The organism is Pedobacter sp. HDW13, assembly GCF_011303555.1.
Classification (GTDB): Bacteria; Bacteroidota; Bacteroidia; order Sphingobacteriales; family Sphingobacteriaceae; genus Pedobacter.
The window spans coordinates 2786749-2802911 of the sequence record NZ_CP049868.1 but is presented as its reverse complement, the minus strand read 5'-3'; the positions used below and the strand labels follow the sequence as shown (position 1 = coordinate 2802911).

16 protein-coding genes are annotated in these 16163 nt (G+C 40.0%); 9 read left to right on the top strand and 7 right to left on the bottom strand.

The window, feature by feature from the left end; translation table 11 throughout:
• Window positions 1–14 precede the first annotated feature (14 nt).
• Window positions 15–935, bottom strand: a complete 921-nt coding sequence (gene rsgA, locus G7074_RS11965; protein ID WP_124557972.1) for a ribosome small subunit-dependent GTPase A — start codon at window positions 933–935, stop codon at window positions 15–17.
• Window positions 936–1143: 208 nt separating this feature from the next.
• On the opposite strand from rsgA, the gene fumC reads away from it, so the two are divergent.
• The 7 genes from fumC (at window position 1144) to G7074_RS11930 (ending at window position 6133) form a co-directional block, all read left to right on the top strand.
• Window positions 1144–2541 (top strand): class II fumarate hydratase, encoded by a 1398-nt coding sequence (fumC, locus tag G7074_RS11960; RefSeq protein WP_166208547.1) that lies wholly within the window; start codon window positions 1144–1146, stop codon window positions 2539–2541.
• 101 nt (window positions 2542–2642) lie between these two features.
• Complete coding sequence (locus G7074_RS11955) at window positions 2643–2990, top strand: hypothetical protein (protein ID WP_166208544.1); 348 nt, start codon at window positions 2643–2645, stop codon at window positions 2988–2990.
• Window positions 2991–2997: 7 nt separating this feature from the next.
• On the top strand, window positions 2998–3513 hold the full coding sequence (locus tag G7074_RS11950; RefSeq protein ID WP_233603750.1) for a fumarate hydratase: 516 nt from the start codon (window positions 2998–3000) through the stop codon (window positions 3511–3513).
• A gap of 1 nt (window position 3514) precedes the next feature.
• Window positions 3515–4321, top strand: coding sequence for a S1/P1 nuclease (locus G7074_RS11945; protein ID WP_124557975.1), 807 nt, complete (start codon window positions 3515–3517; stop codon window positions 4319–4321).
• A gap of 114 nt (window positions 4322–4435) precedes the next feature.
• Window positions 4436–4882, top strand: coding sequence for a hypothetical protein (locus G7074_RS11940; RefSeq protein ID WP_124557976.1), 447 nt, complete (start codon window positions 4436–4438; stop codon window positions 4880–4882).
• Window positions 4883–4884: 2 nt separating this feature from the next.
• Window positions 4885–5319, top strand: coding sequence for a low molecular weight protein-tyrosine-phosphatase (locus tag G7074_RS11935; protein ID WP_124557977.1), 435 nt, complete (start codon window positions 4885–4887; stop codon window positions 5317–5319).
• Between the two features lie 43 nt (window positions 5320–5362).
• Window positions 5363–6133, top strand: a complete 771-nt coding sequence (locus tag G7074_RS11930; protein WP_124557978.1) for a ThuA domain-containing protein — start codon at window positions 5363–5365, stop codon at window positions 6131–6133.
• Window positions 6134–6182: 49 nt separating this feature from the next.
• Here the strand turns inward: G7074_RS11930 and G7074_RS11925 are convergent, their stop codons facing one another.
• Window positions 6183–6590 carry a hypothetical protein gene (locus G7074_RS11925; RefSeq protein ID WP_124557979.1) on the bottom strand — a complete coding sequence of 136 codons (408 nt, stop codon included), beginning with the start codon at window positions 6588–6590 and terminating at the stop codon, window positions 6183–6185.
• A 57-nt stretch (window positions 6591–6647) separates the two neighbouring features.
• Window positions 6648–7340, bottom strand: coding sequence for a hypothetical protein (locus tag G7074_RS11920; protein WP_233603751.1), 693 nt, complete (start codon window positions 7338–7340; stop codon window positions 6648–6650).
• Window positions 7341–7487: 147 nt separating this feature from the next.
• Between G7074_RS11920 and G7074_RS11915 the strand changes: the two genes are divergently transcribed.
• Complete coding sequence (locus G7074_RS11915; protein WP_124557980.1) at window positions 7488–8939, top strand: alpha-L-fucosidase; 1452 nt, start codon at window positions 7488–7490, stop codon at window positions 8937–8939.
• Here G7074_RS11915 and G7074_RS11910 read toward each other — a convergent pair.
• From G7074_RS11910 to G7074_RS11895, 4 genes are all read right to left on the bottom strand, one after another.
• Entirely contained in the window at window positions 8936–9733 is a 798-nt protein-coding gene (locus G7074_RS11910) for a rhomboid family intramembrane serine protease (protein WP_240916525.1), read from the bottom strand. The genes G7074_RS11915 and G7074_RS11910 overlap by 4 nt on opposite strands.
• A gap of 50 nt (window positions 9734–9783) precedes the next feature.
• Window positions 9784–10458 carry a hypothetical protein gene (locus tag G7074_RS11905; RefSeq protein ID WP_166208538.1) on the bottom strand — a complete coding sequence of 225 codons (675 nt, stop codon included), beginning with the start codon at window positions 10456–10458 and terminating at the stop codon, window positions 9784–9786.
• A 6-nt stretch (window positions 10459–10464) separates the two neighbouring features.
• On the bottom strand, window positions 10465–11214 hold the full coding sequence (locus tag G7074_RS11900; RefSeq protein WP_124557982.1) for a bifunctional 2-polyprenyl-6-hydroxyphenol methylase/3-demethylubiquinol 3-O-methyltransferase UbiG: 750 nt from the start codon (window positions 11212–11214) through the stop codon (window positions 10465–10467).
• Between the two features lie 295 nt (window positions 11215–11509).
• Window positions 11510–14704, bottom strand: coding sequence for a S41 family peptidase (locus tag G7074_RS11895; protein WP_166208535.1), 3195 nt, complete (start codon window positions 14702–14704; stop codon window positions 11510–11512).
• A gap of 139 nt (window positions 14705–14843) precedes the next feature.
• Here G7074_RS11895 and G7074_RS11890 point away from each other — a divergent pair, with 139 nt between their 5' ends.
• Window positions 14844–16115 carry a glycosyltransferase family 4 protein gene (locus tag G7074_RS11890; RefSeq protein ID WP_240916524.1) on the top strand — a complete coding sequence of 424 codons (1272 nt, stop codon included), beginning with the start codon at window positions 14844–14846 and terminating at the stop codon, window positions 16113–16115.
• Window positions 16116–16163: the final 48 nt, after the last annotated feature.

Sequence of the window (16163 nt, the reverse complement as noted above, 5' to 3'; positions counted from 1 at the left end):
AAGCTTTTTTAAGATTAATGCCTCGTATCGTTTCCGTGGTAAATGCTCAGATAACTTTCATATCTCGAGATGGCAATTTCGCCATCATTAACAGCTTCTATAACCGCACAACCAGGTTCGTTAACATGGCGGCAATTGTTAAAACGGCAATTGTGCGAAGTCTCGAAAATCTCCCTAAAAAAATGGCCAAGCTCTTCCTTTTCAATATCAATTACGCCTAACTCGCGAATACCGGGGGTATCTACGATGAAACCACCCTGCGGCAATTCGAACATTTCGGCAAATGTTGTGGTATGCTGCCCTTTATCGCTCCAGTCTGATACCTCACCTGTTCTTAAATCGCGATCGGGTAACAATGCATTAATCAAGCTCGATTTACCCACGCCCGAATGGCCTGAAATCAAGGTAATTTTATCGGTAATCAGCTCCTGAATCACCGGAATATTAATTCCCTTTAAAGCCGAAACTTCGTAACAGGCATAGCCTATGTTTTGGTAAATATCTTTAAACTCCTGAAGAATCTCTAATCCTTCTTCACTAAACAGATCGAGCTTATTGAACACCAAAACAGCAGGCACATCATACGCTTCGGCGGTAACCAAAAAACGATCAATAAAGCCCAAAGATGTACGCGGCGAAGCTAAAGTAACCACCAGAATGGCCATATCTAAATTGGCAGCCAATATCTGAGCCTGCTTGCTCAGGTTGATCGATTTGCGGATGATGTAGTTTTTGCGGGGCAGCATTTCATTGATCAGGCCCTGATTGCTATCCCGTTCCAGCTCAAATTTCACCCTGTCGCCTACCGCAATCGGGTTGGTTGTTTTAATCCCCTTAATCCTGAACTTGCCTACAATGCGGCAATCGTAGCGTTCGCCATTATCGGCCAGCACATTGTACCAACTACCTGTAGATTTAATAACTAATCCCTGCATATTTGCCGTAAAGGTATGAATATGATTTCATTGGTAGAAGCCGCCGATAACGATAAAAATTCTGGCATTACCTACATCTCAGTAGCAAAATCAGAATCCCAGCCTATATTTTCTCCACATATTTGGCCATGCACTAAATATCTTACATAAATACAACGCTTTAAAAGTCAAAAAACCTAAATTTGCCACAACAAAAATTAAAAATATAATGAGTTTCAGAATAGAACACGATACCATGGGCGAGGTGCAGGTACCTGCCGACAAATACTGGGGTGCACAAACCGAACGCTCACGTAATAACTTTAAAATCGGTCCGGAAGGTTCGATGCCAAAAGAAATTATCCACGCTTTTGGATACCTGAAAAAAGCAGCAGCACTAGCCAATACCGAGCTTGGTGTACTACCGGCCGATAAAGCTGAATTAATTGCAAAAGCCTGTGATGAAATTATTGCCGGCCAGCTTGATGATCAGTTCCCATTGGTAATCTGGCAAACCGGTTCTGGTACGCAGAGCAACATGAACGGAAACGAAGTGATTGCAAACCGTGCACATGTAATTAACGGCGGTTCATTAGCCGATGATAAAAAAGTACTTCACCCGAATGATGATGTAAATAAATCGCAATCATCAAACGATACTTACCCAACTGCAATGCACATTGCAGCCTATAAATTAACTGTAGAAAATACAATTCCGGGCTTAACCCATTTAAGAAACGCCTTAGCTAAAAAGGTAGAAGAGTTTGCCGGAATTACCAAAACCGGACGTACCCACTTTATGGATGCTACGCCGCTTACCTTAGGGCAAGAATTTTCAGGTTATGTACAGCAGATTGATAATAGCATCAGGGCCATTAAAAATGCTTTGGTTATGGTTGCTGAATTAGCATTGGGTGGTACTGCTGTAGGTACAGGTTTAAATACCCCAAAAGGATACGATGTTTTAGTGGCTAAAAAAATTGCCGATTTAACTGGCTTACCATTTGTTACTGCACCAAATAAATTTGAAGCTCTAGCTGCACACGATGCCATGGTTGAACTTTCGGGCGCTTTAAAACGTACTGCTGTTGCCTTAATGAAAGTTGCCAATGATGTACGCATGTTGAGCTCTGGCCCACGTTGCGGTATTGGCGAAATTGTTATTCCGGATAACGAACCAGGATCATCTATCATGCCAGGTAAAGTTAACCCAACCCAGCCTGAAGCTTTAACTATGGTTTGCGCCCAGGTAATTGGTAACGATGTAGCCGTTTCAGTTGGTGGCATGTCAGGTCATTTCGAACTGAACGTTTTTAAACCATTAATTGCAGCTAACGTATTGCAATCGGCACGTTTAATTGGCGATGCCTGTGTTTCTTTCACCGATAAATGTGCGGAAGGAATTACTGCAAACTTACCTGAAATTGAAAAACACTTACAAAATTCGTTAATGCTGGTTACTGCATTAAACCCACATGTAGGTTACGAAAACGCAGCAAAAATTGCAAAGAAAGCACATAAAGAAAATAAAACTTTAAAAGCAGCAGCTGTAGAGCTAGGCCTGTTAACCAACGAGCAGTTTGATGAGTGGGTTCGTCCGGAAGATATGGTAGGCAGCTTGAAATAAGCTGAAGAAGATCGTCATTCCCGCCTGTGTGGGAATGACGTCTCAGTTAAAAATATAATTGCAGGTTTAAATCAACATGGCTAATTAAACAATAGACAAATATGAATTCAATACTTACTACTCTGCTGAGCTTAACATCTGTTATTGCACCTTGCATCGTATTTGGAAGCTGCTGCTATTTTCTATCGAAAAAAAAAGTAGTTGAAGCTGTTTTAATGACTATTGGCTCCGGAATTGGTTTATTTACACACTTGCTTTATTTTTTAGTCCCGCTTTGGACAGCCAGTAGAAATATCGCCTATACTGAAATTTCAATATATTACACCATAATTGGTCTTATTGGTACATTAGCCAGCCTTTGTTTTGCTGTAGGTTTGTTAATCCTGATTCACAATACGGTTAAAAAGCCTAATGTATTCCATGATCAGTTTCCTATGAGCAACGATTAAAAACCCAATGAACAAAATGCATCCCTGTTTAAGGAATTTTTACATTATCCTTTTTACATTATCCATCTTTCAGGTAGCCTGTAGTCCGAGGCCTAATATTCAGGGTAAGGGCGAAGCATTTATGCAAGGCGTTTGGAATGAAGATTCGGTTGCCTTCAGTAACAGGTTAAGTAATTATACTCAACATCATTTCAAATTTACCTGCGATTCGGTTTATATTGACCTGGTTACCCACAGTAAAGTTAATTTCTACGAGGATTCCTGCTTCAATAAAGGAATCTGGAAAGAATACGCAAAAGGCGTTTATACTGTAAGGGGCGACACCTTAATTATCGGCGCTACCTTTACGCACGCCAATTACAAACAAAAAATATCGGGTTGCTACCGCATTGGCCGGTACGAAAAAAACTTCCTGATTAATAAGCGTTCAGCAGATAGCCTTACGCTCGAAAGCATGAATGATCAACGTGAAATAAAACTGGCGTTGAAACAAAAAGTTACCTGCATCCAAAAAGAACTATAAAATGATCTTAACATCCATTAGAAAAAAACTAGCCACAGCTTTAATCGTAGGATTTTTAGCTTATGCACCCACACAGGTAAGTGCCTGGGGCACTATTGGTCACCGCGTGGTTGGCGAAATTGCCGATAGTTATCTAAAAGTCAAAACCCGTAAGGCTGTACAGGGTATTTTGGGTTACGAAAGCCTGGCTATGTGCGCCAATTGGGGCGATTTCATCAAATCAGATTCGACCTACAATTACATGTACAACTGGCACTTTGTTAATCTGCCAGCCGGGTTAAATAAAGATGGGGTTTATAATTTCCTGGAAACAGACAAATCGATAAGCTTATATACCAAAATCCCTGATTTAATTGCCGTTTTAAAGAAAGCAGGTAGCACGCCTGATGAAAAGAAACTAGCATTGCGCATGTTGGTACACCTGGCTGGTGATTTATGCCAGCCCATGCACGTAGCGCGTAAAGAAGATTTGGGCGGCAACCGCGTTTCGGTACTGTGGTTTAACGAAAAATCGAATATCCACCGCGTTTGGGATGAACAGTTGATTGAATATCAGCAATTAAGCTATACCGAATATGCTAAAGCCATCAATCATGCTTCAGCAGTTCAACTTTACAACTGGCAAAACACCAGCTTAAAAGATTGCATTTTCGAATCGTACAACATTTGCAATAAAATTTACGATACCACTAAGGCCGATGCTAAACTAAGCTATCGTTACAACTTTGATTGGGTAGACACGCTCAACAATCAATTGTTAAAAGGTGGTGTACGCTTGGCCAAAATGCTTAACGATATTTACGGTTAATGAAATAGATTTCAAATTTAAGTGCTCCGGTCAGAAAAAGGCCGGGGCACTTTTTTTTTTGTAGCGTATTGATTACCCCACTCGTTTTAAGACAAAACAAACTAAAAAAACGTGATGAAAAAACTATTCTTAATTTTAACGCTGTGCATGGCATTAGGCTGCAAAAAGAAAAATGATGCTGAAAACACTACTGAAATAACAAAATACAATTGGGCCTTAGAATCTGCTACAGTAAGTCCGGCCATGCAAATTGAAGGCAAAGCCGTAACCAATTTCATGACCATGTCTGGTCCTTCTGGTTGCTTAAACAATAACTACACCCTTTCTTTTTCTGAGAACGGCACTTTTGCCATCACATCAACCGGCCCGCTGTGCGATATGATTTCGTACCAGAATGCCAAATGGAGCAAAAAAGGAAGTGAAATAACCCTTAACGATGGTTTTAGCAGCAATGCAAGGGTGGTAAAAATAGAAGGGAAAAATATCACCGATAAATATGTTTTCGAGCAAAATGGAACTACTTTTACAGTAACATATATTTTTACTGCAAAATCCAAGTAACATTGAAAATTTTAATGGTATGCCTAGGCAACATTTGCCGATCGCCCCTGGCAGAAGGCATTATGCGCCACTTAACTGAGAAACAAAACCTAAACTGGAAAATCGCCTCGGCAGGTACCGGCAACTGGCACATTGGCCAGGCTCCCGATCACAGAAGTATAGCGGCCGCCAAAGAAATTGGTTACGACATAAGTAAACAACGCGCGCAACAATTTAACCAAACCATGTTTAGCCAATACGATTTGATTTTGGTAATGGACAGGAATAATTTGAAAGATGTTAAAAGTTTGGCCAGAAGCGAAGCAGAAGAAAAAAAGATTCAACTTTTTCTAGATAACGACGAAGTTACAGACCCCTACTGGGATAATGCCCTATTTGCCCCGGTTTGTAAGCAGGTTGAAGCAAGATGTTTAGAAATTATCAAACAACTTTCTTAATTTTAGCTTTCACTATTAACAACACACACTAGCCAAATCGAAAATGAAAAAATTCCTTTCACTGTGCCTATTAATCGCAACCGTTATTTTATTTCAGGGATTTACCGCAGTAAAAAAGCCTGCAAAAGTCCTGGTTTTTTCCAAAACCAAAGGTTTTAGGCACGGTTCTATCGGGGTGGGCAAAACAACCATCCAAAAACTGGGTTTAAGCCACAATTTTGAAGTAGATACTACCGAAAATGCCGATGTATTTACAGAAGCCAATCTTAAGCAATATGCTACGGTAATTTTTCTAAGCACCACAGGCGATGTATTAAACGATGCCCAGCAAGCGGCATTCGAAAGGTATATCCAGGCAGGTGGTGGTTATGTAGGTATTCATGCAGCAACCGATACCGAATACGATTGGCCATGGTATGGAAAACTTGCAGGAGCTTATTTCACCAGTCACCCGGCAATACAGGATGCCAGATTTGTAATTAAAGATAAAAAACATCCATCGACCAAATTTTTCACCGATTCTGTATGGCTGCATAAAGATGAGCTTTATAACTTTAAAGATATCAACCCTGATATCAAAGTTTTAATCACCCTGGATGAAAAATCGTACAAAGGTGGTAAAAATGGCGACTTCCATCCTTTTAGCTGGTACCACGATTTCGATGGTGGAAGGGCCTTTTATACTTCGATGGGGCACACTAACGAAGCATGGGCTGAAGAAAAATTCTTAAATCACCTTTGGGGAGGCATAGAATACGCTATAGGCAAACAAAAGAAACTGGATTACAGTAAAGCAAAATCTAAACTGCTTTAAGCCACAAGAAAAAATCGCCTGCTAATAAAGTTTAACAGGCGATTTTTTCTTAAAAGAACAATTGCGATAAAACGTTGCTCGCGCTTGGTGCAGCAGGTTTTAATGATGTAAATTTCGCTAATTGGGCAACGGTTAAGGCTGTACCCAATTTAGATTTTAAACCTGCATACAATTTACCGAATTTGCTCGTATAAGCTGCGGGGTCTGTTTTCTGTGTAGCCATAATAGTGGCTTTCTGCACCAAAAAATCTTTAATAATCGTGGTAACTGTTGGTTTCTGCGCAGGAGTTAAACTCAATGCAGGTGTAAGTTTACCCAGAATAGTAGATGTTAAGCTGTTTGCATCGAAGCCAGTTGCTGCCGCAGCAGCAGTTCCAACTTTATTTAAAATACTTTGCGCATTCGAGCTTAAGTTTAAACCCAATACCAGGGCTGACAAGATCAATAGTTTCTTCATTTTTAAAATTATTTATTGATCTAATATAGAATATATACAACTATTAAGAATGAATTTTTAATTAAGTTTTGTTTTTTTAAGATTCACCAGGTAAATATAGTTGAGCATACAGAAAGAGGCCATAGCCCCGAAAGTATGCCACAAGAAATGAGTGCCTATAGTGAATATCTCCCATTTATCGGCAATGCGAAAAGTAAGGGCAAATATGAAAGCAATTAATGCAAAACCTACCCATTTGCCATTTTTCCAATCGGTTTTTACCAGATAGCCAAACACTGGAAATAATACTAAAGCAGCCATAAAAGCGTAATTAATATTAATAAATGATTGAAAATCGCCATGACTAAAAAGTTGCCGTACATAAAATTGAAAAAAGGCATACACAGCCACAATTAAAACGGCAAAATACCACCGGGTTAGTTTAGCTAAAAAGTAAACCCCGGCCGAAAGGCAAAGCAGCATGATCGGCATCCAATCCATCACAATAAAAACCGGCCAGCGCCTTAATCCATGATAAGTTGTTCCGCCAATACCCCCAATAAAAAGCAAAACCAAAGCGCCACTTAAAAATTTATGCTGGTTAAAATTTCGGCGCAATTTAATGGTCCAATACAGGGCTATTACCAAAAAGAAAGCACTGGTTATGGTATTAAAAGGCTCGGGAAAGAGCTGGTTAAGGTTTGTTTCGGTATATATTGTACCTCCATCGGGAGGAATCTGGAGCATGGTAATCATAGTAGCTAAACGCATTATAAAATTAAATGTTTGAGGCCCGTATGTAACGATCAAGATGGAAAAATAATTTGGTAATTACGTGAGCAACAGGTTAAATGTTGGTTAATTCTAATCGCTCAACCGTTATTTTATGTATTTTAGTCAGCCTAAGCAACAACCAATATGAGACCTTTATTAATTCTATTTTTATTTCTTTCGGCAGCAACATATGCCCAAAACGCGCCCAAACCTTACGGAGCGCTACCTTCTAAACGCCAGCTCGCATGGCACGATACAGAAGTATATGGTTTAATCCACTTTACACCAACCACATTTGAGAATAAAGAATGGGGATTTGGCGATGCAGATCCGAAAACATTTAATCCAACTGATTTTAACGCCGATCAGATTATCAAAGCCGCAAAAGCAGGCGGTTTAAAAGGCATTATTTTGGTGGCCAAGCACCATGATGGTTTTGCCTTATGGCCAACCAAAACAACCAGTTATAACATCAGCAAGAGCCCTTTCAGAGGCGGAAAAGGTAACCTGGTTAAAGAAGTTGAGCAGGCAGTACGTAAAAATGGCTTAAAGTTTGGCGTGTACTGTTCGCCATGGGACCGGAACAATGCCCTTTACGGAACTGATAAATATTTAGCCATTTACCAGGGCCAGTTAAAAGAACTATATAGCAATTATGGTGGCCTTTTTATGAGCTGGCATGATGGCGCCAACGGCGGCGATGGTTACTATGGCGGAGCAAGAGAAAAGCGCTCGATCGACAATACCACCTATTACGACTGGAACAATACCTGGGCCATTACCCGTAAAATGCAACCTATGGCTAACATATTTAGTGATATTGGTTTGGATATCCGCTGGGTAGGAAACGAAGACGGACATGCAGCCGAAACAAGCTGGGCTACTTTTACCCCAATGGCACCCGATGGAAAAAGTGTTGCCGTTCCGGGCCAGGCCAATTACCCGCAAAGTCCTGAGGGCATTAGAAACGGAAAATTCTGGATGCCGGCCGAATGTGATGTTCCACTAAGAAAAGGCTGGTTTTTCCATGCCAACGAAAAGCCGAAAAGCCCTGAAACGCTTTTCGAATTATATTTAAAAAGCGTTGGTCGTGGTGCCGGTTTAGACCTTGGTTTAGCTCCCGATACCCGTGGCCAGCTCCACGCAGACGATGTTGCCTCTCTAAAAACCTTCGGCGATATGGTTAAGCATACCTTTGCCAATAATCTGGCTAAAAATGCAAAACTAAAACTGAGCAATAGCCGCGGTGGCAAATATAATGCAGCAGCATTATTGGATAACAACAAAACAACCTACTGGGCTACACAAGATCAGGTGCACGAAGCTACAATTGAACTTAATTTACCCGCTTCAAAAACTTTCGACATCATTAGCCTGCAGGAATATATTCCGTTAGGACAAAGAATTGAGGCCTATACCATTGAGGCTTTTGAAAACGGAGCATGGAAAAAGGTTTACGATGGCACCAGCATTGGTGCCAAAAGATTAATTCAACTCGATGCCCCTATTACCACGAATAAAGTAAAAATCAATATCAATAAATCGCCTGTTTGTATTACTTTAAGCGAAATAGGGCTTTACAAAAAAATCGCTTAATCGCGGCTATATTCGCTTGAACTGGCTTCACCACGCAGTATATTCACTTCGTCGGTAAGCTGTTCAATTTCATCGCGGTATTTTGATGTTCCTTCAAGATATTCGCGGTGCAAAAGTTCAGAGATTTTGATGCCCAGATTCGTAATCTTGCTATCAAAATCTCTTCTGTAATTCTCCTTTTTTTCGAGCCTGAGCTTCTTCATTTCGGCAACAATCTGCTTATTTTTACGCCATACCTGTATTCCATACTGGTCAATCATCTTTACCTTTTCGGCTTTCGACAGATCGTAGGGAATGGAATAAACCTTATTAAAATCGAAAGTATTTTGCTCAAAGGCAAACTGTAGCTTGTAAAACTTTCTGTTATGATAATTTGGTGTGAGGGCTAAAACCGCAGCAGCAAACACTACAACAATTATACTTGTTAATCCATATTGTAAGCCGGATGTGATCTTCCAGCGCCCTACTTTTTCATTAAAAAGCAGGTAACAAATTACAAAACCCGAAACAAGCCCGCCAATATGTGCACTGTTATCTACATTACCACCTATACCATTTAAAAGCATTATGGCAGTTACCACAACGGTACTGATTAGCAGCGCTCGGCTTGCGTTCTTTTCGAATGCCTTGCTCACACTTAAGGCCATAAAAGCACCAAAAATACCCATTATGGCTCCCGATGCGCCTGCCATAAAACCGATTTTATGAAAGATGATGCTCACCAGACCACCACAAATACCGCTCAGTAAGTAAGTAATCAGAAATTTAACCGAACCCAATTTATGCTCAACCATGAGCCCGATATAAATGAGCGCATAGAGGTTAAAAAACACATGCCAGATATTTAATGAATAAACTGATGCGTAATTAAGCGCCAGAGCTGGCCTTCTAAAACCAGTTCCCTGCTGTTTGCACCCAGGTTTAAGTACCCGTTAGTTATTACCTCAGGAATAAGTGCATCTTCACTACGAAGTTTAAATACAATTGTGATAAATAAAAAGGTTATTGCATAATAGATAATATTTAAAATTACAAGAATGGGCGTAACCAGATAGCCCTTTTGAGGTAAAAAAAGGAATAGAATGTTCTTAATCTTATTCTTTGCTGTTAGCGGAGCTTTCTCAAAATAAGTATCATCCTGCGTTGCAATTAAGGTATGAAATGCGGCCAGACTTTCATCCCAAATATCCTGCAAGTGGAATTGAGCATATTCAAATTCGTGAAAAAATTTCTCCAGATTGAGGTCGTTTTTCCCGTAATCGTTAAAAAGCATCTGAATGCCAACGCACTCGCTTTTTACCACGGCAAAATTGCCATGAATACGGATAGAAATCTCTTCGGTGTACGACTGAAAAGAGATTGGGGTATAAGCTATAATCCCTGTTTTGGAAATGTGACTTAATTTCCAGCCCAGGTTTTCGATTACCTGACGGGCAATAATTAAATATTTATCGGCCGGAAAATCGGCCAAAGGGATATATTTTTCAATTTTAGGCGAGTAACCCCAACTGATTGCCATAGAGCGCTAGTTTTTTTTCGCCTCTAATATAATATATGGTGATAGATTTTTGCTCTCGAATGGAATAATCTTGGTAAATATTTTTCCGGCCAACCATACCGCTTTCTTGAAAACACGCACGCCAGCCGATTTTTGGTCTTCGTTTTCCAGCCAAACGCTAAAACGGCCAAAATAGCCCGATTTTACTTCTTTTAAACCTGCATCTTCGCAAATTTTCTGAAGCAAAGCAGGGTTCATGCTGTCGATATTGTGTTTATCGTAGTTCTCTTTATCGAAATTCTTCTGGAACCAGCCATTTACAGCTTTAAAATTAGGTAAGGTGATAAATAAAGTGCCCCCAGGTTTTACAAATGCAATGTGGCGATTAATAATATCGGCTGTATCGTTAAAGTGCTCAATTAAACCACAGCTGAGTACCAAGTCGTATTGTTTTTCGGGCGTGTAATTAAACAAATCGGTTTCAATAATGTGGATATCCTTTTCAGTCAATTCATTTTTTTCCAACAGCTCTTTTACAACAGGCGGATGTACAAAATAATCCAGTAAGGTAACATCCAGTTTGAAATACTTTTTCAAAAACACCGCATAATACCCTGGGAAACCACCCAATTCGATAGCTGTTTTAACCTGGTTTTGCTGAATCACATCAGCCAGCTGGCGATGAAACAAATAGTTTGATGGTAGCCGAACGGCAAGTCCTTTTTTACTTTCCCAATAATTTACCCAAAAAGCCCTGTCGGTTAATAAATTTGCCATATTTTAAAAATTCCAGCTCCAAAGAAACGGAAAAATTTGGTTAACTGCCTAAAATGGTAATTGTTTAAATTGGTTAACTACTTAAACTGTGAAAGCATTCTATTGCTTGACTATTAAATTGGCGCTATTGCTAATTTGAAGCAAGTTGGTTAATCTTTTAAATTGGTTAACTGTTTAAAACTGTGGAGCGTTCTATTGCTTGATTGTCGGTTGCCAGCAAGCTAACAATCCGACAATAAAACAACCTTTCTGTATCATGCCCAATTAACCAATTTAAACAGTTAACCTATTAACCCTATTTCAGATCTTTCAAAATCTCGGCAACTGCTTTTTCCAGTTGCGGGTCTTTATCAGCCAGGCGGTCTTCGAAGGTATTTTTCACAAAAATATCGGGCTTAACGCCTTCTTTTTCTATGTTTTTACCATCCATGGTATAACAACCCCACGATGGTAAACGATATGAAGAACCGTCTACTAAACCTTTGGCTGATGTGAAAATAATCCAGCGGTATGTTTCTGTACCGATTATTTTACCCAGTTTTAATTGTTTAAAGCCAGCTGCAGTCATTTCAGCATCGCTTAACGATTGCTCGTTAATTAACAGCACTATCGGTTTCGCAGCTGGGCCAAAATTACTTTGTGGTGCCAATTTTCCGCCACGGTATTTCCATTGCAGGTATGGGCGTTGCGAAAGGAATTTCAATACATCATCGTGCACATTACCTCCGGTATTGTAACGAAGGTCTAAAATAATAGCTTCTTTATTTTCTTCCTGAGCCACCATATCCAGCAGGAAAGTTTCGAGCTCTCCGGTGCCCATATTTTTCATGTACGAATAAGCAATGCGGTTATTGCTCCATTTATCTACATTTTTATGATTTTGGGTAATCCATTCATCGTACAAATTGCCCCTTAAAGCTCCAGTACTTTCGGGATGTACATTGACAAAAACTTCCTTACCGTTCCGGCTAAAGGTCAGGGTCATTTCGCGGTCTAAAGAAGGTTTACTGAAATAATAATCGCGATCTATTTTTTCATCTACCTTAACTCCGTTTACTTCTGTTAAAATATCGCCAGCTAAAATATTTGTCCCGATGTGTGCCGCATTACTTTTAGCTACAATACGCGCTACTTTTAGTGGGTTTTCATCGTCGAAGATAATTCCGGTTTCATTGGTTACATAAGTTAAATTTTTACGCTCTTCGGCTCCCAAACTATTAAAACCCATGTGTGAGGAGTTGAGCTCGCCCAGCATATCATTTAAAAGGATGCGTAGATCACTGCGGTTATTTACATACGGCAAATACGCAGCATAACGGGTTTTCATTTTATCCCAGTCTACCCCGTGGAATTTCTCGTCGTAGAAATTTTCATCTAGTCCTACCCAGGTTTCGTAAAACATCTGGTTAAACTCGGCATTTAAGTTTCTGGTAAATTTGTAGCCATGGTCTATCCTATCCAGCTTATTGGCTTCTAAGGTATACTTGTTGATTACTCCCCGCGTTAACACAAAAAACTTATCACCAGCCTGAATCAGTGAATAATCGCCACCATCAGCTACTTTTTCGGTTTTATTGGCTTCAAAAGGCTCAATAGTTGTACGGTACAAGCCCGGTGCACCACCTTCATGGTTCGACGAATAAAACACATAAGTTTTATCACCTTTGGCATAAGCATCCGTTCCATACTGACCACCAAAAGAAGGGCCAACCAGCTCTATCCTATCCAGAATATCCTGAGTGTTAATGGTGATTACGTTTGCAGGGTTCGGCGTAGGCTTAACATCTGTTCTCTTTTTGGCCGTATCGGCTTTTGCCTTTTTATCATTTTGGCTTGCCGGATTAGGCTTTACTTCTGTAGTAGCAGGTTTGGTTTCTTTAAACAGGTCATCAAATTTATCCGAACGGAAAGGCTCTCCATAATTATCTAAAGCCATGCGGTAAATATGGGCATTGGCCATTCCGGTAGGGTAAGAAGGCTTGGTACGGGCACTGGTGAAGAAAATGTATTTCCCATCTGGTGACCATGCCGGACCAGTTTCGGTAACGCCTGTATTGGTTAAATTAATGGTTTTATTCCCTTTAATGCTATGCACTACAATATCCTGCTCAAAATTGCGGTAAACAGTAAAAAGTACATATTCATCGTTTGGCGAAAAACTTGGCGCCGCACTTTGCAAAGCCCAAAACTCATCTGTTACCAGCGTTTTGCTTTCGAAATTTTTAAGGTCAATCAGTTTTAGTTCATTTCTACCACTTAAATAAACACCCATGGTTTTGGTTTTATTCAGGGTAATATCGCGGTTGTTTGCCTTGTCCTTTGTTAATTGCTTTATCGTTCCTTTGCCATCGCCGGTTATGGTAAACCAGTTTTGATAGCCGTTAGCCGTTTGGCTAAACAAAATCGTTTTGTTATCGGCCAACCATTTGCATTCCATGGCGCGCTCGCCACTGTTGGTAATTTTGCGGATAAACTTACCATCAGCATCACTTACAAAAACTTCACCACGTGAAATAAAGGCCATTTTTTTGCCATCGGTTGAGACATCAAATGCGGAAATATTGCCACGTACATCATATTCCTGCTCTTTGCTTAACACCTGGTTACGCGAAGTGCTGATGTTTACCTTTTCCGTTTTTTTCGTTGCAACATCGTAGGTGTACAGCTGATAATCTTTTTCAAATACTACAGTAGTTCCATTTGCAGCAACGAACGGACGTTTAATTGAGGTATCGAAATTAGTCAACCCGGTTTTTTTACCCGCAATAAAAGTGTACAGATTGTATTCATCATTACCTTCATCTGATACAAAAAACACGTTTCCTTTCTGATCTACGCTGGTCCAGAAATCTTTACCAATATAATCGGTATAACGTTTATAGTTTTTTGTTTTCAGGTTATAAGATTGGATATCGGGATTGTAAGCTCCTTTGTAATGTTTACGATTGGCAAAGCGCATACTTTCCCAGGTATCGTTAAAGAACAGCTCTCCGCCTGGCGATTCGGCGATATGGTGTGTAGTGTTAAAATAGTTATTGAATAAACGCACCGCTGTGCCTCCATTTACATTTACTTTATAGCTCGAAAAAGAATTGTAGCGTCCCGAGGTAAAATAAATGGTTTTCGAATCCCAGCTCCAGTTATCAACCTCATCGGACGCATCGTTAAAGGTTAGCTGTTTAATATCTCCACCCGCAACAGGCATGAGGTAAACATCGTAATTGCCAAACTGGTTAGATGAAAATGCCAGCCACTTTCCATCAGGAGATATTTTCGGATTAATTTCTTCTCCCTGCATGGCTGTAATGCGCGATGCCACGCCACCTTTTACAGGAACTTTCCAAATATCGCCATCATAGCTAAATACTATTGTCTGTGCATCGGGCGTTAAAGCTGGATATGCAGCAAAATAAGTTTGGTTTTGGCAAAATGAATGCGCCGGCCATAAAAAAGCCAGAGTTGCAAGTGATTTTAGTAAGGATTTAATCATGATTAAGTTAGTTTGGCTCCGGAAAGACAGTCCTTTTTTTGATAAAAGGCATGCCTAACCTTTAGAACGATAAAATATGTGGATGAAATTACGCAACAGATTTTATAATCGTAAACAATAAAATGTATTTTTGATTGATTTGAAAGTAGTACACCTAAATACCTATGATGGAAATGGTGGAGCCGGCCGTGCCTGCTTACGCCTGAGCAATGCTTTAAAAGCGAGTGGAATCGATTCAAAAGTATTGGTTTACTATAAATTTGGTCAAAATCCTAAAATAGACACCTTTAGTAAATCGCCTATACAAAAAGCCAGGGCCATTTACAACATCTTATCAGAAAGATATTTTTCCAAATGGTTAAGTAAATCGGTAAAAACACCCTTTAGTTTGCAATGGTTTGGCCGTTCGGTTATCAACCATCCTGAGGTTAAAAATGCCGACATTATCCATTTACATTGGGTAAACCATGGTTTTCTCAATCCTAAATTTTTAGCGCAACTGGATGAACTTGAAAAACCAATTGTATGGACTTTTCACGATAGCAATGCTTTTACCGGCGGCTGCCACGTGCGCTATGGCTGCGAACATTTCCACCAACAGTGTGGTAATTGCCCGATTTTAAAAATCAGCGGCAAGCATGATATTTCGCACAAAACCTGGATGAGGAAACAGAAAGCCTACACCGAATTAAATTTCCATATTGTAGCGCCGAGCAAGTGGATGGCTGCATCGGTAAAATTCAGCAGTTTGCTGGGCACCAGAAAAACTACAGTTATTCCGAATACCATCGAAACCAAAATTTTTAAGCCTTATGTTAAGGCTGAAGCAAAGAAGATCCTGAAAATTAATCCGGATAAATTTGTGCTGATGAGTGGCTTTATGCCCTCAAAAAACGACAAACATAAAGGTACGCCTTATTTAATAGAAGCTTTAGAAATTTTAGCACGCCGCTCCGGCATTCAAAAAGAAAATATCGAAATTGTTATTTTCGGCAATAAGGAGAATGCAGAAATGCCCGAATTTCCGTTTAAAACTACTTTTTTGGGCACTATTAATAAAGATGACCATTTGGCCAAATGCTATTCGGCAGCCGATGCTTTTATCACCCCCTCTCTGGAAGATAATCTGCCCAACACCGTAATGGAAAGCCTGGCCTGTGCCACTCCGGTGGTGGCTTTTACTACAGGTGGCATTCCGGATATGGTTAAACACATGCAAAACGGTTACCTGGCCGAATACCAGAATGCCGAAGATCTAGCCAATGGTATTGAATGGCTTTACCACCGCCCCAATAAAGATGAGATTCAAAAAGCTGCACGGTTAAGCATCCTTACCGATTTTTCGGAAGAAGTAATTGCTGCAGAACACATTCATTTGTATGAAACTTTGATTGATTTACAGCCGAAATAACCGCTAGAAATTACCTTTCAGCTTAGCTTTTAACCTGAATCCATTCAA